Consider the following 19572-nt stretch of genomic DNA (forward strand, 5'->3'; position numbering starts at 1 on the left):
AATGGCCTTTTTTGTACCTGCCGAATCTACTCGGCAATCTGCAACTTGCGCGACTCGGTGTACACGTAGCGCACTTTCTCGTACTCGAACGGTGAGTTCAGCTGACCGTAGCGGAAGCCGGTCTGGTAGCGCTTGTCCACCGCGCGCAGGGCCCAGACTTCCGGGTGGTTGGAGCTGACTTCCGAGACGTTGAGGAAGTTGATCGCCGATTCGGCGGTGTAGTCCACGGCCAGGCCTGCGGTGTCGCGGATGTTCGACGGGCCGAAGATTGGCAGCACGAAGTAGGCGCCGCCCGGTACGCCGTAGAAGCCCAGAGTCTGACCGAAGTCTTCGCTCTGGCGTGGCAGGCCCATGGCGGTGGCCGGGTCCCAAAGGCCGGCGATGCCGATCGTGGTGTTGAGCAACAGCCGCGCGGTGGTTTCCATCGAGCGCTGGCCTTTGAACTGCAGCAGGCTGTTGACCAGGTTCGGCACATCGCCAAGGTTGTTGAAGAAGTTGCTCACTCCGGTGCGCAGGAAGCTTGGCGTGACGTAACGATAGCCATCGACTACAGGCAGAAACACCCACTGGTCGAAGCGATAGTTGAAGTGGTAAACCCGACGGTTCCACGACTCAAGCGGGTCATAGACGGCCAGCGCATTGAGCGTCGAACGTTCGAATTCACGCTGGTCCAGGCCCGGGTTGAATTTGAGTTTGGTCAGCGGTTCCTTGAAGCCGTCGCTGTCGACCACCACCGGTGCATTGGCTTTGCTGTTGTCGGCCTGGGCCACGCCTGCACAGAGGAACGCTGCTACCAGCAGGAGATATTTAGCCACGGAAGAACTCCAGCATCGCGTCGCTGTTGACGCGGTAGTTAATGTTGCCGCAATGGCCGCCCAGTGGGTAAACGGTCAGGCGATCGCCGAAAGTCTTGCGCAGGAAACCGAGGTCGCCCGGGCCGAGGATCACGTCGTCGGCGTTGTGCATCACGGCGATTTTCGGGCTGTCGTGCAGGTAATCCTTGAGTGCGTACAGGCTGACCTGGTCGATCAGTTGCAGCAGGCTGCCGCCGTCGGTGCGCGCGCGCCACATCGGAATGACCTGTTCGGTCAGGTAGCAATCGAAGTCGCATTGCAGCGCACGCTTGAGGAACGGCGTGAGGCTGGTGCCTTCAGTGATCGGGAATTTCGGCGGGGTGATCAGGCCGCGACGGTTGATCAGGTCCGAGGTAAAGGCAATGTCGGCTGCCGAGAAGCGGAACGACGTGCCGATCAGCATCGCCATCTGCTCGTTGCTCAGATGCTGCTTGGACTGCTGGAAGTCATAAAGCAGGGCGTCATTGAGATCAATGTAGCCTTTCTGCTGGAAGTAGCGGGTCAGCTTGGCCAGCACCAGTTCATAGAAGGTGGTGCTGTTGTTGATGCCTTTAACCTCGGTCTGCACGAGTTTGTCGAGGTTGGTGATCGAGGTGTAGAGATTGACCGGCGGATTGAGCAGCAGGACTTTCTTGAAGTTGAAGCTGCGGCGGGTCTCGTCCAGGTGTGCGACGAATGCGGCATCCAGCGCACCGAGGCTATAACCGGTGAGGTAATAGTCAGTGACCGGCACATTCGGGTTTTGCGCCCGCACGGCCTGCATCACCCGGTACATGTCTTCGGCGTCTTCTTTGGTAATGCCCGGCGTAGCGAAGCGAGACGCAGCGCTGATGAAGTCGAAACTGGTCGGTGAAGACAGCTGCACGACGTGGTAGCCGGCTTTGTAGTAAAGCTTTTTCAGGTATTCATTGAGCGTGCTGTCGAAGCGCGCACCAGTGCCGGCGATCAGGAAGATCAGCGGTGCGGGTTTGTCCTGTTCGGCGATGCGGTAGGTCAGCTTCTTCACCGGCCAGAAGTTGTCCGGCAGGATGAACTCGCGCTCCGGACGCAGGGTGACGCTGCGGTCCGACTGATTGATGTCGTCATCCAGCGGCAGCTCCGGGCGCAAGTCCGGCGGAGTCGTGGCGATGGTCGCCTCGAACGGGTTGGTCAGAGGGTAGCCATAACTGGCGGCGTCGATATCCACCGCCAGTGCGGACGCACTCAAAATAAGGCCGCTGAACAGCGCGGCGAAGCGCAAGGAATGGAGCATGACGAGATCCCTAAGAGGAAGGTGCCGAATGAAGTTCGCAGGCTATGACCACCGGGTTTGCGCCAAAGTGCCATGCCGCGGCACCAAACAGGCAGAATTCGGAGTAATAGTAGCTGGACGATACACTTTGCACTGATTGAATGACTAGTTAACTGTTGTTATTGCTTGCGTATGGTTGGCGGCGGATTAAGCTGGCCGCCGATTTCCGAAGACTGGAGTGCTTAATGTCCCGCCGCTTGCCTGTGATTCTGTTACTCGTTTTGTTGCCATTGTGGCTGGCCGCCAGTTATGGCGCGCGTTATGGCTTCATGGAAGACGGCAAATGGGTGGGGATTTGCGTCGATGAGGCCAGCCGTTGGGAATGTCAGTTGCGAGCTAATCTTGGGTTGATGATTCACTTCAAGGTATTGGGCTGGGCGGCGCTGGGTTGTGCGCTGATCGGTTTTGTCGTGCCGGGGCGGGCAGGGTGGTGGTTGGCGGTGTTGGCGCTGGTGTTCGGGCTGCCGGCACTGGCGTTGTACAACACGACGCTGGCGGTGTTTGCTGTGGTGATTGCCGGATTGCGCCTGGTCAGATCATCCCGCAGCGCCTGATAGTCAGTCATCGCGGGCAAGCCCGCTCCCACAGGGATATGGGGTAACACAATATATGTGCACGACTCAAAAAACTGTGGGAGCTGGCTTGCCAGCGATGAGGCCGGTACAGACGCTGAGGATCAGCGGCTGCGAACCCGCAAGCACCGCCACAACGCCACAACCATCAACCCACTGACCAGCGCCCAGCCCAAAGCCTGCTGATTCTGCATCCCTTCCAGATACAACTGCGGCGCAATGCCGGCTCCGATGATAAACGTCAGCAACGCAATCTCCCGACGCGGCACGCTCACCGGTCGGCACAGATAAACCAGCGCCGGCAGCACAAATGCCATGCTGGCAAAACTGCGATAGCGCGCATCGAAAACCATCTCGAGCATCATCACCGCCGCCGCAAAACCGGCTGCCGCCACTAGCCATCCGGCACGCCGTTCCAGCAGATTGAAGATGCGTTCACGCCAGCCCGTACGAGCGCTCAAGGTCAGCGCGGCATGCGCCAGCACCAACAGATTCAAGGCCGTCAGCAACCCGACCCACAGCCATTCGCTGGCAAAGCGGGTGGTCACAAATGCCAGATCACCCCAGGCGCCTATCGAGCAAGCGGCAAGGGCGCCCAACAGCGGCAGCACCAGTGCCGAGCGCGTATTGCGCACTCGACCACCGAGGAACAGCGTGCCAAGGAAAATTAGCCCGCCGACCGCCAGCCACTGCTTCCAGTGCGGCACGTTCGTCACCGGCCCCGCGAGTATGCCCTTGTCCTGGCGGTCGGCATCGAACAGCCCCCAATACCCGCCAACCGCGCCTTCACTGGCACGCTTCCAGGGCTGATCGAAAGCTTCGATCAGGTTGTAATGCCAGCCTTCTTTCTCGGCCATCGCGACAAAACCACGAATGAACTTTGCTTCGTTGACCCGGCTCGGCAGTGCCGTCTCGCGCTGGCGACCTTCACTCGGCCAGCCGGTTTCGCCAATCATCACGTCCTTGGGCGCGAACTTGTTGCCGAATACCTGGCGCACCTGCGCCACGTGTTGCAGCGCCGCATCGATATTCGACGGATCGTCTTCCCAGTACGGCAGCAAGTGAATGGTCAGGAAATCCACCGCTGGCGCGACTTCCGGATGCTTGAGCCAGAATTCCCAGACATCGGCGTAGGTCACCGGTTGTTTGACCTGACTTTTGACCTTGTTGATCAGTTTCACCAGTTGCCCGCCGGTGACTTCCTTGCGCAGCAACACTTCGTTGCCGACGATCACCGCGCTGACTACGTCCGGGTTGGCGTTGGCCGATGCGATGAGCAGGTCGACTTCCTTCTCGGTGTCTACCGGGTTGCTGTTGACCCAGGCGCCGATCATCAACTTCAGACCATGTTTGCGCGCCAGATCGGGCATTGCTTCAAGGCCGAACATCGAGTAGGTGCGGATGCATTCGAAGCGGGTGGCGAGCAGGGCGAGGTCGGCGTCCATGCGCTCCGGGCGCAACTTGAACGGTACGTCGAATGGTGACTGGTCTTTGTCGAACGGGGTGTAGGAGGCGCATTGCAGCTTGTGCGTCGGCGTCGCGGCGTCCGGCAGGATCACCGGTTTGCCGAGGCCATACCAGAAGCCGCCGAAGGCAAACAGTCCAAGCAGGCAGGCGAAGAGATACGGGAGAAAAGCAAAGCGGGACGTCGCGGACATGGTCAGGCCGAGTGGCTGCAAAGCGACGCATGTTACCTGCATTTATCCGGCGGTTGGTGGCTCGCATGATTTTGACATGCAAAGTTCGGGCGGATTATTTGGCGTCATTTATATCGAAGCGGTTAATGGCCTTCTAATGTCGTTTCTCGTTGCCTTGAGGTCGCAGGCAGAGCAGGTCGCCTCGGGCGTCAGGTTGATGATCGAAAGCGTCAGTACTCCACTGATGTCCGGCCGAGTTTGCGATGAGGCGTGATGGGGGCGCTGTGCACCATAACAATACGTTGACGATGCCCGGCATCCGTCGGGCGCAGCATTTCGGGGAAGTAACGATGAAGATGCGACGACTTTTAAGCGCAGGTGCCGCTCTGGCGCTTGCGATGAGCTCCACTTTCGCCAGCGCTGAAAAACAGACCCTGAACATCGGTTACGTTGACGGCTGGTCCGACAGCGTCGCGACCACCCATGTGGCGGCCGAAGTGATCAAGCAGAAACTCGGCTACGACGTGAAGCTGCAAGCCGTCGCTACCGGGATCATGTGGCAAGGTGTGGCCACCGGCAAACTCGACGCCATGCTCTCGGCCTGGCTGCCAGTGACCCACGGTGATTACTGGACGAAGAACAAGGATCAGGTCGTCGACTACGGCCCGAACTTCAAGGATGCAAAAATCGGCCTGATCGTGCCGGAGTACGTCAAAGCCAAATCCATCGAAGACCTTAAAACCGACGATACCTTCAAGAATCGCATCGTCGGCATCGATGCCGGTTCAGGCGTGATGCTCAAGACCGATCAGGCGATCAAGGATTACGGCCTCGACAAATACTCGCTCAAGGCCAGTTCCGGCGCCGGCATGATCGCCGAACTGACCCGCGCCGAGAAGAAAAACGAATCCATCGCCGTCACCGGTTGGGTGCCGCACTGGATGTTCGCCAAGTGGAAACTGCGCTTCCTCGACGACCCGAAAGGCGTTTACGGTGCAGCTGAAACCGTGAACAGCATCGGCAGCAAAGAGCTTGAAACCAAGGCGCCGGAAGTGGCGAAGTTCCTGAAGAACTTCCAGTGGGCCTCCAAGGACGAAATCGGCGAAGTGATGTTGGCGATCCAGGACGGTACAAAACCTGACGCCGCCGCAAAAGCCTGGGTAGCCAAGCACCCGGAGCGCGTGGCTGACTGGACTAAATAACCTGAAATAGCTTTTTCACCGCGAACCCTGTGGGAGCGGGCTTGCCCGCGATAGCGGTCTGTCAGTTGGCTAATCAGTCGACTGGCATGACGCAATCGCTGGTAAGCCAGCTCCCACAGTTTTTGTGTGTGCTCAAGAATGGCGAATACGTCATGGCGTTCTACTACTAAGGTCGTCTGGAACCTGGCTCGCAGCCGCATACAGTGGATATCGTTCCAACAATAATCTGTGCTGCGAGGATAAAAACAATGAACGACAGCATTTACCTCTCGATTCAAAACAGTCCCCGATTCAAGGAACTGGTTAGCAAGCGAGAAAAGTTCGCCTGGATTCTTTCGGCGATCATGCTTGGGCTTTACTCCGGTTTCATCCTTCTGATTGCTTACGGGCCGCATCTTCTGGGCGCGAAGATCAGTCCTGAGTCCTCCATTACCTGGGGCATCCCGATCGGTGTCGGGCTGATTCTTTCGGCTTTCATCCTGACCGGTATCTACGTAAAGCGCGCCAATGGCGAGTTCGACGACCTGAACAATGCGATTCTCAAGGAGGCTCAGCAATGATCCGGCGTCTACTGGCTCTACTGAGCGTTGCAGCTTTCGCACCGGGTGCCTGGGCGGCTGATGCCTTGACCGGTGCGGTGGCCAAACAGCCGCTGAACATTCCTGCGATCCTGATGTTCGTGGCATTTGTCGGCGCCACTTTGTACATCACCTACTGGGCCTCGAAGAAAAACAACTCCGCGGCCGACTACTATGCGGCGGGCGGCAAGATCACCGGTTTCCAGAACGGTCTGGCGATTGCCGGTGACTACATGTCGGCGGCGTCCTTCCTGGGGATTTCCGCGCTGGTGTTCACCTCCGGCTACGATGGCCTGATCTACTCGATCGGCTTCCTGGTGGGCTGGCCGATCATTCTGTTCCTGATCGCCGAACGCCTGCGTAACCTGGGTAAATACACCTTTGCCGACGTGGCGTCCTACCGCCTCGGGCAAACCCAGATTCGCTCGCTGTCCGCCTGCGGTTCGCTGGTGGTGGTGGCGTTCTACCTGATCGCGCAAATGGTCGGTGCGGGCAAGCTGATCCAGCTGCTGTTCGGTCTGGATTACCACGTAGCGGTGATTCTGGTCGGTGTGCTGATGTGCATGTACGTGCTGTTCGGCGGCATGCTGGCAACCACCTGGGTGCAGATCATCAAGGCTGTGTTGCTGCTGTCCGGTGCATCGTTCATGGCACTGATGGTGATGAAGCACGTCAACTTCGACTTCAACACGCTGTTCTCCGAGGCGATCAAGGTGCACGCCAAAGGCGAAGCGATCATGAGCCCGGGCGGTCTGGTCAAGGATCCGATTTCGGCATTCTCGCTGGGTCTGGCGTTGATGTTCGGTACCGCTGGCCTGCCGCACATCCTCATGCGCTTCTTCACCGTGAGTGATGCAAAAGAAGCCCGTAAGAGCGTGCTGTACGCAACGGGGTTCATTGGCTACTTCTACATCCTGACGTTCATCATCGGCTTCGGCGCGATCCTGCTGGTCAGCACTAACCCGGCCTTCAAAGATGCTGCTGGCGCGCTGTTGGGCGGCAACAACATGGCGGCGGTGCATTTGGCCAACGCGGTCGGCGGTAGCATCTTCCTTGGCTTCATCTCGGCGGTTGCCTTCGCGACCATCCTCGCTGTAGTGGCAGGCCTGACCCTGGCGGGTGCTTCGGCGGTTTCTCACGACCTTTACGCCAGTGTGATCAAGAAGGGCAAGGCGAACGAGAAGGACGAGATTCGCGTTTCGAAGATCACTACGATTGCATTGGCGGTGCTGGCGATTGGTCTGGGCATCCTCTTCGAGAGCCAGAACATTGCGTTCATGGTTGGCCTGGCGTTCTCGATCGCGGCGAGCTGTAACTTCCCGGTACTGCTGCTTTCGATGTACTGGAAGAAGCTGACGACTCGTGGGGCGATGATTGGTGGCTGGTTGGGTCTGGTCAGCGCTGTTGGCCTGATGATTCTCGGCCCGACCATCTGGGTGCAGATTCTGCATCATGAGAAGGCTATCTTCCCTTATGAGTACCCGGCGCTGTTCTCGATGATCATTGCGTTTGTGGGGATCTGGTTCTTCTCGATCACTGACAAGTCGGCGGCTGCGGACCGGGAACGTGCGTTGTTCTTCCCTCAGTTTGTGCGTTCGCAGACGGGGTTGGGGGCGAGTGGGGCGGTTTCGCATTGATCGCTTGATGGTTTTGTAATGTTGTTCTGAATGCCCCGGTTGAGAGATCGGGGCATTTTTTGTGGGCGGTTATCGGGCAGACTGTGTTTTTGGTGTGGGTCGTGTACATATCCGTTGCTGCGGTGACGGCGGCTTAGGGTTCCGCCCTTACGGCGGGTCACTTTTGACAAGCGCCTCAAAAGTAACCAAAAACGCTTGCTCCTACGTACGGCCCGCTCGCTGGGGCTCGGGGTTCCTTCGCTCCGGGATCGATCCGGGCGCAGCGCCTACGGTTTGCTTCGCTGCACCTCCTCTCGCTGTGTTTGGCTTCGCCAAACGGTCGCTGCGCTCCCACGCCCGGATCAATCCCGGAACGAAGCCTTCCGACGTCGCCTTGCAGATCAAAAGCTGCAGCCGAGCTAACGCTCATCCTGTTGAGTGGTGAAAAGCGTGCGGTTGGCTTTTGATTTTCTGTAGGAGTGAGCCTGCTCGCGATGGCGGCCTGACAGCCGACCAATATCTGGCTGGTGCACCCATTCCCAATGTAGGAGCTGCCGAAGGCTGCGATCTTTTGATCTGTTTTTGGCTTTGGCTTTGGCTTTGGCTTTGGCTTTGGCTTTTGATTTTTTGCCCCATCGGCAGGCCGAGCGTAGGTGTTCATCAGGGGGTAGGCGCGCAGCGCCGTGCGGCGCAGCCGCATTCATCGAGAGGAGGTGCAGCGAAGCAAACCGTAGGCGATGCCCCCTGATGGACACCGTAGCGAGGGAACACTGAGCCTCAGCGAAGTGCCGAACGCCGGGGCAAAGCCTTTTGGGTTACCTTTTCGGCGTTTGGAAAAGGTGACTCGCTGTAAGAGCGAAACCGCCAGCGGCAACACCCGCAAAAACGGATATGCCCCCAAACCAAATGCCCCAAAAACGCCACAAACAAAAACGGCCCCTATATAAATAGAGGCCGTTCCCGGTACAACTTAAAACGTTATCGCAAGACAAATCTTATTTGCGGTCTTCCAGCTTGGTAATGTCACGCGACTCGTAGCCGGTGTACAACTGGCGCGGACGGCCAATCTTGTACGGGCTCGAGAGCATTTCTTTCCAGTGGGAGATCCAGCCGACAGTACGTGCCAGCGCAAAAATCACGGTGAACATGCTGGTCGGAATGCCGATCGCCTTGAGGATGATCCCCGAGTAGAAGTCGACGTTCGGGTACAGCGAGCGTTCGATGAAGTACGGGTCGGTCAGGGCGATCTCTTCCAGGCGCATGGCCAGTTGGAGTTGCGGATCGTCGTTGATACCCAGTTCCTTCAATACCTCGTCGCAGGTCTGCTTCATTACAGTCGCGCGAGGATCGCGGTTCTTGTAAACGCGGTGACCGAAGCCCATCAGCTTGAACGGGTCGTTCTTGTCCTTGGCCTTGGCGATGAACTTGTCGATGTTGGACACATCGCCAATCTCGTCAAGCATGGTCAGAACGGCTTCGTTCGCACCGCCGTGGGCAGGGCCCCACAGTGCGGCGATACCAGCGGCGATACAGGCGAACGGGTTGGCACCCGAAGAACCCGCCAGACGCACGGTGGAAGTCGATGCGTTCTGCTCGTGGTCGGCATGGAGGATGAAGATCTTGTCCATGGCCTTGGCGAGCACCGGGCTGATCGGTTTGATCTCGCACGGCGTGTTGAACATCATGTGCAGGAAGTTTTCCGCGTACGTCAGGTCGTTGCGCGGGTACATCATGGGTTGACCCATGGAGTACTTGTAAACCATCGCTGCCAGGGTCGGCATCTTCGCAACCAGACGGATCGCGGAGATTTCGCGATGCTGCGGGTTATTGATGTCCAGGGAGTCGTGGTAGAAGGCCGAGAGGGCGCCGACTACGCCGCACATGACGGCCATTGGGTGGGCGTCGCGACGGAAACCGTTGAAAAAGGTTTTCAGCTGCTCGTGAACCATGGTGTGGTTTTTCACGGTGCTGACGAACTGGGCCTTCTGTTCTGCGGTCGGCAGTTCGCCGTTGAGCAGCAGATAGCAGGTTTCCAGGTAGTCCGACTTTTCAGCCAGCTGTTCGATCGGGTAGCCGCGGTGCAACAGAATGCCGTTGTCGCCGTCGATATAGGTGATCTTCGATTCGCACGAGGCGGTCGACATGAAACCAGGGTCGAAAGTGAAGCGGCCCGTGGCCGTCAGGCCCCGAACATCGATTACATCGGGACCAACGGTGCCGGTTAAAATGGGCAGCTCGACGGGGGCTGCGCCCTCGATGATCAACTGCGCTTTTTTGTCAGCCATGTGGCCTCCTATTTATGCTTGAACCATCAGACAGACCCCCCACGCAGGGCCCGCACCACTATAGTGAGATAAATTCGAATGTCAATTTGCCTAAAGTCTTGCTCCAGAAGGCTTTAAGTGCCCTTTTTCCTCGAAATTGACTGCCATTTACGCCTTTTATACGACTTGTGCAATGCGCTATTTGGGGTAGGTGATTGCGTTGTCATTAGTAGCCTAACTGTCTATACTCGGCCACCGACCGCCAAGGGCTTTTGGGCCTGCTTTATTGGGGGTCGCATCCCTGGGTGGTGGTTACCTGACCAGTGCACTCCCCAACAACTTTGCCCTGATTGTTAGGGGCTCTTCAGTGTGAAAAAAAAGCCGTGAAAAGCCAACGACCTGTAAACCTAGACCTAAGGACCATCAAACTCCCCATCACCGGCGTTACGTCGTTTCTTCACCGTGTTTCCGGCATCATCCTCTTCCTGGGCCTTGGCTTCATGCTTTATGCATTGGGCAAATCCCTGGGTTCCGAGGAAGGTTTTGCCGAGGTGAAGGCATGCTTGACCAGCCCGCTGGCCAAGTTCGTAGCATGGGGCCTCCTGTCCGCTCTGCTGTATCACCTGGTAGCCGGTGTGCGCCACTTGATCATGGACATGGGCATCGGTGAGACGCTGGAAGGCGGCCGCCTGGGCTCGAAAATCATCGTCGCCATTTCCGTGGTGCTGATCGTTCTGGCAGGAGTTTGGATATGGTAACCAGCGTTACGAACCTTTCGCGTTCGGGCCTCTATGACTGGATGGCGCAACGTGTGTCTGCGGTTGTTCTCGCGGCTTATTTCATCTTCCTGATCGGATACCTCGCAGCGAATCCGGGCATTGGCTACGACCAGTGGCACGGCCTGTTCGCCCACAACGGGATGCGTATCTTCAGTCTGCTGGCCCTCGTTGCCCTTGGCGCTCACGCCTGGGTCGGCATGTGGACCATCGCGACCGACTACCTGACGCCAATGGCGCTGGGCAAGTCCGCGACCGCAGTACGTTTCCTTTTCCAGGCAGTATGCGGCGTTGCGATGTTCGCTTACTTCGTCTGGGGTGTGCAGATTCTCTGGGGTATCTGATTCATGGCTAACATTCCAACGATTTCTTTCGACGCCATCATTATTGGTGGTGGCGGTGCTGGCATGCGCGCTGCGCTGCAACTGGCACAGGGCGGTCACAAGACTGCCGTGATCACCAAGGTTTTCCCGACTCGTTCGCACACTGTATCGGCTCAGGGTGGCATCACCTGCGCAATCGCGTCTGCCGATCCGAACGATGACTGGCGCTGGCACATGTACGATACCGTCAAGGGCTCCGACTACATCGGTGACCAGGACGCTATCGAATACATGTGTCAGGAAGGCCCGGCTGCCGTTTACGAGCTGGACCACATGGGCATGCCGTTCTCGCGTACCGAACAGGGCCGCATCTACCAGCGTCCGTTCGGCGGTCAGTCGAAGGATTACGGTAAAGGCGGGCAGGCTGCCCGTACTTGCGCCGCTTCCGACCGTACCGGTCACGCGCTGCTGCACACCCTTTATCAGGGCAACCTGAAAGCCGGTACCACGTTCCTGAACGAGTACTACGCTGTCGACCTGGTGAAAAACGCTCAAGGCGAGTTCGTCGGTGTGATCGCCATCTGCATCGAAACCGGTGAAACCACCTACATCCGCGCCAAGGCTACTGTTCTGGCAACCGGCGGTGCAGGTCGTATCTACGCTTCCACCACCAACGCCCTGATCAACACCGGTGACGGCGTCGGCATGGCTCTGCGTGCTGGCGTGCCGGTACAAGACATTGAAATGTGGCAGTTCCACCCGACCGGCATCGCCGGCGCCGGTGTACTGGTTACCGAAGGTTGCCGTGGTGAAGGTGGATACCTGATCAACAAGCACGGCGAGCGTTTCATGGAGCGTTATGCTCCGAACGCCAAAGACCTTGCCGGTCGTGACGTTGTTGCCCGCTCGATGGTCAAGGAAATCATCGCGGGTAACGGTTGCGGTCCGAATGGCGACCACGTGCTGCTCAAGCTCGATCACCTCGGCGAAGAAGTGCTGCACAGCCGTCTGCCAGGCATCTGCGAGCTGTCGAAGACTTTCGCACACGTTGACCCGGTTGTTGCTCCGGTTCCGGTTGTTCCGACTTGCCACTATATGATGGGCGGTGTTCCGACCAACATTCATGGTCAGGCGATCACCCAGAACGCTGAAGGCGAGGACGAGATCATTCATGGTCTGTTCGCGGTCGGCGAAGTGGCTTGCGTATCGGTTCACGGTGCCAACCGTCTGGGCGGCAACTCGCTGCTCGACCTGGTGGTGTTCGGCCGCGCTGCCGGCCTGCACCTCGAGAAAGCGCTGACCGACGGCATCGAATACGATGACGCTACCGAAGCTGATATCGACGCTGCCCTGTCGCGCCTGAACGCACTGAACAGCCGTACCGATGGCGAAGACGTCGCAACACTGCGTCGCGAGCTGCAAAGCTGCATGCAGAACTACTTCGGCGTGTTCCGTACCGGCGAATACATGCAGAAAGGTATTGCCCAGCTGGCAGACCTGCGCACCCGTATTGCCAACGTGAAAATCAACGATAAGTCGCAAGCGTTCAACACTGCACGTATCGAAGCGCTTGAGCTGCAAAACCTGCTGGAAGTCGCTGAAGCCACTGCCATCGCGGCCGAAGTCCGTAAAGAGTCCCGCGGCGCTCACGCCCGTGAAGACTTCGAAGATCGTGACGACGAAAACTGGCTGTGCCACACCCTGTACTTCCCGGGTGACAAGCGCGTCACCAAGCGTGCCGTGAACTTCTCGCCGAAGACTGTTCCGACTTTTGAACCTAAGATTCGGACTTATTAAGGGTGGCCGCCATGTTGAAAGTCAGCGTTTATCGTTACAACCCTGATCAGGACGCCGCGCCGTTCATGCAGGAATTCCAGGTCGATACCGGTGGTAAAGACCTGATGGTGCTGGATGTGCTGGCCCTGATCAAAGAGCAGGACGAGGGTTTCTCCTATCGTCGCTCTTGCCGTGAAGGTGTTTGCGGTTCCGACGGCATGAACATCAACGGCAAAAACGGCCTGGCGTGCATCACGCCGTTGTCCGCTGTCGTAAAAGGCAACAAGTTGATCGTTCGTCCGCTGCCAGGTTTGCCGGTTATCCGTGACCTGGTTGTCGATATGAGCATCTTCTACAAGCAATACGAGAAGGTTAAGCCATTCCTGCAGAACGACACGCCGGCTCCGGCCATCGAGCGTCTGCAGTCCCCTGAAGAGCGTGAAAAGCTTGACGGTCTGTACGAGTGCATCCTGTGCGCTTGCTGCTCGACCTCTTGCCCGTCCTTCTGGTGGAACCCGGACAAGTTCCTGGGTCCGGCCGCACTGCTGCAAGCTTATCGCTTCCTGGCAGACAGCCGTGACACCAAGACGTCCGAGCGTCTGGCTTCGCTGGATGACCCGTTCAGTGTTTTCCGCTGCCGGGGCATCATGAACTGCGTCAACGTATGTCCGAAAGGCCTGAACCCGACTAAGGCCATCGGTCACATCCGTAACATGCTGCTTTCGAGCGGCGTGTGATTCAGCTGCTGTAACCGCTGCACCGTAGAGGCTGTGGCGCGGGCTTCAACCCGCGTCATGGCTATAACCAGAGCAGCAGCCATAAGCTGCGGCTCTTATTTTGAAGAAATGAGACAAGCAGGGGCATCCGGGCTGGTACCCGGACTATCAGTGTGATCCTAGGTGGCTTGTTTTAGTCGCTGCATTCGGACTTCTGCAAGTTTGCTCGGTGTCGACATCGATGGTGTTCCCCTAACCGAGGGTGACCAAGCATGCAAGAAAGCGTGATGCAGCGCATGTGGAACAGCGCCTACCTTTCAGGTGGAAACGCTGCCTATGTGGAAGAGCTTTATGAGCTCTACCTGCACGACCCTAACGCTGTGCCAGAAGAGTGGCGCACCTACTTTCAGAAGCTGCCTGCCGACGGCGGCTCTGCCACTGATGTTTCGCACTCCACAATTCGCGATCATTTCGTGCTGCTGGCAAAGAACCAGCGCCGCGCTCAACCGGTTTCCGCCGGCAGCGTGAGCAGTGAGCACGAGAAGAAGCAAGTTGAAGTGCTGCGATTGATCCAGGCCTACCGTATGCGTGGCCACCAGGCAGCCCAGCTTGACCCGCTGGGGCTGTGGCAGCGTCCTGCACCTGCAGACCTGTCGATCAATCATTACGGCTTGACCAATGCCGATCTTGATACGACCTTCCGTGCCGGCGACCTGTTCATCGGCAAAGAGGAAGCGAGCCTACGCGAAATTCACGAAGCGTTGCAGCAGACATATTGCCGCACCATCGGCGCTGAATTCACGCACATCACCGATTCCGAGCAGCGTCAGTGGTTCCAGCAGCGTCTGGAAAGCGTGCGCGGCCGTCCAACGTACTCCGCCGACATCAAGAGCCACCTGCTCGAGCGCGTCACCGCCGGCGAAGGTCTGGAAAAATACCTGGGCACCAAATACCCGGGTACCAAGCGTTTCGGTCTGGAAGGCGGCGAAAGCCTGATTCCGATGCTCGACGAACTGATCCAGCGTTCCGGTTCGTATGGCACCAAGGAAGTCGTGATCGGCATGGCCCACCGTGGCCGTCTCAACGTGCTGGTCAACACCTTCGGCAAAAACCCGCGCGAGCTGTTCGACGAGTTCGAAGGCAAGAAGAAGGTCGAGCTGGGTTCCGGTGACGTTAAATACCACCAGGGCTTCTCGTCCAACGTGATGACCACCGGTGGTGAAGTTCACCTGGCCATGGCGTTCAACCCGTCCCACCTGGAAATCGTTTCCCCGGTGGTCGAGGGTTCGGTTCGCGCCCGTCAGGATCGTCGTAACGACCCTACCGGTGAGAAGGTTCTGCCAATCTCCATCCACGGCGACGCGGCATTTGCCGGCCAGGGTGTGGTGATGGAAACCTTCCAGATGTCGCAGACCCGCGGTTTCAAGACCGGCGGTACCGTGCACATCGTGATCAACAACCAGGTTGGTTTCACCATCAGCAACCCGCTGGACTCGCGTTCCACCGAGTACGCGACCGACGTTGCGAAAATGATCCAGGCGCCGATCCTCCATGTGAATGGTGATGATCCGGAAGCCGTATTGTTCGTGACTCAGCTGGCCATCGACTACCGCATGCAGTTCAAGCGTGACGTGGTGATCGACCTAGTCTGCTACCGTCGTCGCGGCCACAACGAAGCTGACGAGCCAAGCGGCACCCAGCCTCTGATGTATCAGCAGATCACCAAACAGCGCACCACCCGTGAGCTGTACGCTGACAGTCTGACCCAGAGCGGTGTGCTCGACGCTGAGCGTGTTCAGGCGAAAGTCGACGAATACCGCAACGCGCTGGACAACGGTCTGCATGTAGTAAAAAGCCTGGTCAAAGAGCCGAACAAAGAGTTGTTCGTGGACTGGCGTCCGTATCTGGGCCACGCCTGGACCGCGCGTCACGACACTCGTTTCGACCTCAAGACCCTGCAGGAACTGTCCGCCAAGCTGCTGGAAATTCCGGATGGCTTCGTGGTTCAGCGCCAGGTCTCGAAAATCTACGAAGACCGTCAGAAGATGCAAGCCGGCGGCCTGCCGATCAACTGGGGTTACGCCGAAACCATGGCGTACGCGACCCTGGCGTTCGAAGGTCACCCGATTCGCATGACCGGTCAGGACATCGGCCGCGGTACGTTCTCGCACCGTCACGCTGTTCTGCACAACCAGAAAGATGCTGGCACTTACATTCCGCTGCAGCACCTGTACGACGGTCAGCCACGTTTTGACCTGTACGACTCGTTCCTGTCGGAAGAAGCCGTTCTGGCGTTCGAATACGGTTACTCGACCACCACGCCGGATGCGCTGGTGATCTGGGAAGCCCAGTTCGGCGACTTCGCCAACGGTGCCCAAGTGGTTATCGACCAGTTCATCACCAGTGGCGAGCACAAGTGGGGCCGTCTGTGCGGTCTGACCATGCTGCTGCCGCACGGTTATGAAGGTCAGGGTCCTGAGCACTCTTCGGCTCGTCTGGAGCGTTACCTGCAGCTGTGCGCCGAGCACAACATTCAGGTAGCGGTACCGACTACGCCGGCTCAGATCTACCACTTGCTGCGTCGTCAGGTGATTCGTCCGCTGCGCAAACCGTTGATCGTCCTGACTCCGAAGTCGCTGCTGCGCCACAAGCTGGCCATCTCGACGCTGGAAGATCTGGCCGAAGGTTCGTTCCAGACCGTGATCCCGGAAATCGATGTACTGGACCCGAAAAAGGTCGAGCGCGTTGTTCTGTGCAGCGGCAAGGTCTACTACGACCTGCTGGAAAAACGCCGTGCCGAAGGCCGTGACGATATCGCCGTCGTGCGTATCGAGCAGCTGTACCCATTCCCTGAGGACGACTTGATTGAAGTCCTGGCTCCTTACACCAACCTCAAACATATCGTTTGGTGTCAGGAAGAGCCGATGAACCAGGGTGCCTGGTACTGCAGCCAGCACCACATGCGCCGCATCGTTGGCAAACACGATAAATCTCTCGTACTCGAGTACGCGGGCCGTGATGCCTCTGCTGCACCTGCTTGTGGTTACGCATCGATGCACGCCGAGCAGCAGGAAAAACTGCTGCAAGCCGCGTTTACCGTTTAACGCCTTCGCGCACCTGAAACCGAATTTAAGGAACTACAGATAATGGCTATCGAGATCAAAGCCCCCACTTTCCCGGAATCGGTTGCCGATGGCACCGTTGCCACCTGGCACAAGCAACCGGGCGACGCCGTCAAGCGTGACGACCTGATCGTCGACATCGAAACTGACAAAGTCGTACTGGAAGTTCTGGCTACCGCCGACGGCGTACTGGGCGCAATCGTCAAGAACGAAGGCGACACCGTTCTGTCCGACGAAGTCCTGGGCTCCATCGAGGCGGGCGGCGCTGCTGCCGCTGCTCCGGCTGCCGCTGCTGCTCCGGCCGCTGCCCAAGCTGCCGCTGCACCTGCTGCCGGCACCGACGAAGACGCTATCGCCGCTCCTGCTGCACGCAAACTGGCTGAAGAAAACGGCATCAACCTGGCGTCCGTCAAAGGCACCGGTAAAGATGGCCGTGTAACCAAGGAAGACGTGGTTGCCGCTGTTGAAGCCAAGAAAGCTGCTCCGGCCGCTGCACCTGCCAAGGCTGCTGCGCCATCGGCTGCTGCTCCTGTGTTCGCCGCTGGCGATCGCGTCGAGAAGCGCGTTCCGATGACCCGCGTTCGTGCCACTGTGGCCAAGCGTCTGGTTGAAGCTCAGTCGAACATGGCGATGCTGACCACTTTCAACGAAGTCGACATGACTGAAGTCATGGCGCTGCGTTCGAAGTACAAGGACCTGTTCGAGAAGTCGCACAACGGCGTACGTCTGGGCTTCATGTCGTTCTTCGTGAAGGCTGCTACCGAAGCGCTGAAACGCTTCCCGGCTGTCAACGCTTCGATCGACGGTGCCGACATCGTTTACCACGGCTATGCCGACGTAGGTGTTGCTGTTTCCAGCGACCGCGGTCTGGTGGTTCCGGTTCTGCGTAACGCCGAACTGATGAGCCTGGCTGAAATCGAAGGCGGCATCGCCACCTTCGGCAAGAAAGCCCGTGACGGCAAACTGTCGATGGACGAGATGACCGGTGGTACCTTCACCATCACCAACGGTGGTACCTTCGGTTCGATGATGTCGACCCCGATCGTCAACCCGCCGCAGGCAGCGATTCTGGGCATGCACAACATCATCCAGCGTCCGATGGCCATCAACGGTCAGGTCGTGATCCGTCCGATGATGTACCTGGCACTGTCCTACGATCACCGTCTGATCGATGGCAAAGAAGCTGTAACCTTCCTGGTGACCATCAAGAACCTGCTGGAAGATCCGGCTCGTCTGTTGCTGGATATCTGATAGAAGCAGTCGCGTGTTGCAGGCGATGTATCGCCGGAAACGGTGGTACGGCCTGCAGCGCGCGGCTTGAAGCTTTTCGCTAAAGAGGATTTTTTGAATGTCGCAGAAATTTGACGTAGTAGTGATCGGTGCCGGCCCTGGCGGTTACGTAGCTGCCATCAAGGCCGCGCAGCTGGGTCTGACCACTGCCTGCATCGAGAAGTACACCGACGCCGAAGGCAAGCAAGCCTTGGGCGGCACCTGCCTGAACGTCGGCTGCATTCCTTCCAAGGCGCTGCTCGACAGCTCCTGGAAATACAAGGAAGCGAAAGAAAGCTTCAACGTTCACGGTATCTCGACCGGCGAAGTCAAAATGGACGTCGCTGCGATGGTTGGCCGCAAGGCTGGCATCGTCAAGAACCTGACCGGCGGCGTTGCGACTCTGTTCAAGGCCAACGGCGTTACTTCGATCCAGGGCCACGGCAAACTGCTGGCCGGCAAGAAAGTCGAAGTCACCAAGCCAGACGGCTCGGTAGAAATCATCGAAGCTGAAAACGTCATCCTCGCGCCAGGTTCGCGTCCGATCGACATTCCACCGGCTCCGGTTGATCAGAACGTCATCGTCGATTCGACTGGCGCGCTGGAATTCCAGACCGTACCCAAGCGTCTGGGCGTTATCGGCGCTGGCGTAATCGGTCTGGAACTGGGTTCGGTTTGGTCGCGTCTGGGTTCGGAAGTGGTTGTCCTGGAAGCTCTGGACACTTTCCTGATGGCAGCGGACACCGCTGTTTCCAAGGAAGCGCTGAAAACCCTGACCAAGCAAGGTCTGGACATCAAGCTGGGCGCTCGCGTGACCGGTTCTAAAGTGAATGGCGACGAAGTCGTTGTGAACTACACCGATGCCAACGGCGAACAGACCATCACTTTCGACAAGCTGATCGTAGCCGTTGGTCGCCGTCCGGTGACCACTGATCTGCTGGCTGCCGACAGCGGCGTGACCCTGGACGAGCGCGGTTTCGTGCACGTTGACGATCACTGCGCCACCACCGTACCGGGCGTTTTCGCCATCGGTGACGTGGTTCGCGGCATGATGCTGGCTCACAAGGCTTCGGAAGAAGGCATCATGGTTGTCGAGCGCATCAAGGGCCACAAAGCCCAGATGAACTATGACCTGATCCCTTCGGTTATTTATACTCACCCGGAAATCGCGTGGGTTGGCAAAACCGAGCAGGCCTTGAAAGCTGAAGGCGTTGAAGTTAACGTCGGCACCTTCCCGTTCGCCGCTTCTGGCCGTGCCATGGCCGCCAACGATACCGGTGGTTTCGTCAAGGTCATCGCGGATGCCAAGACTGACCGCGTATTGGGCGTGCACGTGATTGGTCCGAGCGCTGCAGAACTGGTTCAGCAGGGCGCGATCGGCATGGAATTCGGCACCAGCGCTGAAGACCTGGGCATGATGGTTTTCTCCCATCCGACCCTGTCTGAAGCCTTGCACGAAGCTGCTCTGGCTGTGAATGGCGGCGCCATCCACATTGCCAACCGCAAGAAGCGTTAACAGACAATAAGAAACCACGGCGGTAACGGCCCGTCGTGAGCCTTGCGAGCAAGACTCACC

The 19572-nt window shown here is 58.1% G+C and carries 15 protein-coding genes; 11 read left to right on the top strand and 4 right to left on the bottom strand.

Translation table 11 applies throughout. The features are described 5' to 3' along the window. Nucleotides 1-26 precede the first annotated feature (26 nt). Complete coding sequence (locus ACA061_RS07705; protein WP_150601202.1) at nt 27-815, bottom strand: MlaA family lipoprotein; 789 nt, start codon at nt 813-815, stop codon at nt 27-29. Further along, entirely contained in the window at nt 808-2106 is a 1299-nt protein-coding gene (locus ACA061_RS07710) for a serine/threonine protein kinase (protein WP_150601203.1), read from the bottom strand. Before ACA061_RS07710 ends, ACA061_RS07705 begins: the two co-directional genes overlap by 8 nt. A gap of 224 nt (nt 2107-2330) precedes the next feature. On the opposite strand from ACA061_RS07710, the gene ACA061_RS07715 reads away from it, so the two are divergent. Then, entirely contained in the window at nt 2331-2699 is a 369-nt protein-coding gene (locus ACA061_RS07715; protein ID WP_150601204.1) for a hypothetical protein, read from the top strand. Nucleotides 2700-2821: 122 nt separating this feature from the next. Here ACA061_RS07715 and ACA061_RS07720 read toward each other — a convergent pair whose 3' ends face one another. After that, nucleotides 2822-4417, bottom strand: a complete 1596-nt coding sequence (locus ACA061_RS07720; protein WP_497301052.1) for a glycoside hydrolase family 17 protein — start codon at nt 4415-4417, stop codon at nt 2822-2824. 287 nt (nt 4418-4704) lie between these two features. Between ACA061_RS07720 and ACA061_RS07725 the strand changes: the two genes are divergently transcribed. From ACA061_RS07725 to ACA061_RS07735, 3 genes are all read left to right on the top strand, one after another. After that, nucleotides 4705-5556: a glycine betaine ABC transporter substrate-binding protein gene (locus ACA061_RS07725; protein ID WP_150601207.1), complete on the top strand. Its 852-nt coding sequence runs from the start codon at nt 4705-4707 to the stop codon at nt 5554-5556. Nucleotides 5557-5804: 248 nt separating this feature from the next. Then, on the top strand, nt 5805-6116 hold the full coding sequence (locus ACA061_RS07730; protein WP_042558286.1) for a DUF485 domain-containing protein: 312 nt from the start codon (nt 5805-5807) through the stop codon (nt 6114-6116). Continuing rightward, the gene (locus ACA061_RS07735; protein ID WP_150601208.1) at nt 6113-7771 is read left to right on the top strand and encodes a cation acetate symporter; all 1659 of its coding nucleotides are present in this window, start codon (nt 6113-6115) and stop codon (nt 7769-7771) included. The genes ACA061_RS07730 and ACA061_RS07735 overlap by 4 nt, the downstream gene beginning before the upstream one ends. Nucleotides 7772-8745: 974 nt before the next feature. Here ACA061_RS07735 and gltA read toward each other — a convergent pair. Next, nucleotides 8746-10035 carry a citrate synthase gene (gltA, locus tag ACA061_RS07740; RefSeq protein ID WP_150594210.1) on the bottom strand — a complete coding sequence of 430 codons (1290 nt, stop codon included), beginning with the start codon at nt 10033-10035 and terminating at the stop codon, nt 8746-8748. Between the two features lie 362 nt (nt 10036-10397). Between gltA and sdhC the strand changes: the two genes are divergently transcribed. From sdhC to lpdA, 7 genes are all read left to right on the top strand, one after another. Next, the gene (gene sdhC / locus ACA061_RS07745) at nt 10398-10772 is read left to right on the top strand and encodes a succinate dehydrogenase, cytochrome b556 subunit (protein WP_150601209.1); all 375 of its coding nucleotides are present in this window, start codon (nt 10398-10400) and stop codon (nt 10770-10772) included. Next, entirely contained in the window at nt 10766-11134 is a 369-nt protein-coding gene (sdhD, locus tag ACA061_RS07750; RefSeq protein ID WP_007977503.1) for a succinate dehydrogenase, hydrophobic membrane anchor protein, read from the top strand. Before sdhC ends, sdhD begins: the two co-directional genes overlap by 7 nt. Nucleotides 11135-11137: 3 nt before the next feature. After that, complete coding sequence (gene sdhA / locus ACA061_RS07755; RefSeq protein ID WP_150601210.1) at nt 11138-12910, top strand: succinate dehydrogenase flavoprotein subunit; 1773 nt, start codon at nt 11138-11140, stop codon at nt 12908-12910. A gap of 11 nt (nt 12911-12921) precedes the next feature. After that, nucleotides 12922-13626 carry a succinate dehydrogenase iron-sulfur subunit gene (locus ACA061_RS07760; protein ID WP_150601211.1) on the top strand — a complete coding sequence of 235 codons (705 nt, stop codon included), beginning with the start codon at nt 12922-12924 and terminating at the stop codon, nt 13624-13626. A gap of 251 nt (nt 13627-13877) precedes the next feature. Further along, on the top strand, nt 13878-16709 hold the full coding sequence (locus ACA061_RS07765; protein ID WP_150601212.1) for a 2-oxoglutarate dehydrogenase E1 component: 2832 nt from the start codon (nt 13878-13880) through the stop codon (nt 16707-16709). Nucleotides 16710-16751: 42 nt separating this feature from the next. After that, nucleotides 16752-17978, top strand: a complete 1227-nt coding sequence (gene odhB, locus ACA061_RS07770) for a 2-oxoglutarate dehydrogenase complex dihydrolipoyllysine-residue succinyltransferase (protein WP_150618444.1) — start codon at nt 16752-16754, stop codon at nt 17976-17978. Nucleotides 17979-18075: 97 nt separating this feature from the next. After that, nucleotides 18076-19512: a dihydrolipoyl dehydrogenase gene (lpdA, locus tag ACA061_RS07775; RefSeq protein ID WP_129391073.1), complete on the top strand. Its 1437-nt coding sequence runs from the start codon at nt 18076-18078 to the stop codon at nt 19510-19512. Nucleotides 19513-19572: the final 60 nt, after the last annotated feature.

It is taken from the genome of Pseudomonas sp. LBUM1668 (genome assembly GCF_059695715.1).

Bases quoted from the DNA above. Each gene is read 5' to 3' on its own strand.
- ACA061_RS07710 (WP_150601203.1), bottom strand. From the start codon at position 2,106: ATGCTCCATTCCTTGCGCTTCGCCGCGCTGTTCAGCGGCCTTATTTTG.
- ACA061_RS07715 (WP_150601204.1), top strand. From the start codon at position 2,331: ATGTCCCGCCGCTTGCCTGTGATTCTGTTACTCGTTTTGTTGCCATTG.
- ACA061_RS07720 (WP_497301052.1), bottom strand. From the start codon at position 4,417: ATGCAGGTAACATGCGTCGCTTTGCAGCCACTCGGCCTGACCATGTCC.
- ACA061_RS07725 (WP_150601207.1), top strand. From the start codon at position 4,705: ATGAAGATGCGACGACTTTTAAGCGCAGGTGCCGCTCTGGCGCTTGCG.
- ACA061_RS07730 (WP_042558286.1), top strand. From the start codon at position 5,805: ATGAACGACAGCATTTACCTCTCGATTCAAAACAGTCCCCGATTCAAG.
- ACA061_RS07735 (WP_150601208.1), top strand. From the start codon at position 6,113: ATGATCCGGCGTCTACTGGCTCTACTGAGCGTTGCAGCTTTCGCACCG.
- gltA (WP_150594210.1), bottom strand. From the start codon at position 10,035: ATGGCTGACAAAAAAGCGCAGTTGATCATCGAGGGCGCAGCCCCCGTC.
- sdhD (WP_007977503.1), top strand. From the start codon at position 10,766: ATGGTAACCAGCGTTACGAACCTTTCGCGTTCGGGCCTCTATGACTGG.
- sdhA (WP_150601210.1), top strand. From the start codon at position 11,138: ATGGCTAACATTCCAACGATTTCTTTCGACGCCATCATTATTGGTGGT.
- ACA061_RS07760 (WP_150601211.1), top strand. From the start codon at position 12,922: ATGTTGAAAGTCAGCGTTTATCGTTACAACCCTGATCAGGACGCCGCG.
- ACA061_RS07765 (WP_150601212.1), top strand. From the start codon at position 13,878: ATGCAAGAAAGCGTGATGCAGCGCATGTGGAACAGCGCCTACCTTTCA.
- odhB (WP_150618444.1), top strand. From the start codon at position 16,752: ATGGCTATCGAGATCAAAGCCCCCACTTTCCCGGAATCGGTTGCCGAT.
- lpdA (WP_129391073.1), top strand. From the start codon at position 18,076: ATGTCGCAGAAATTTGACGTAGTAGTGATCGGTGCCGGCCCTGGCGGT.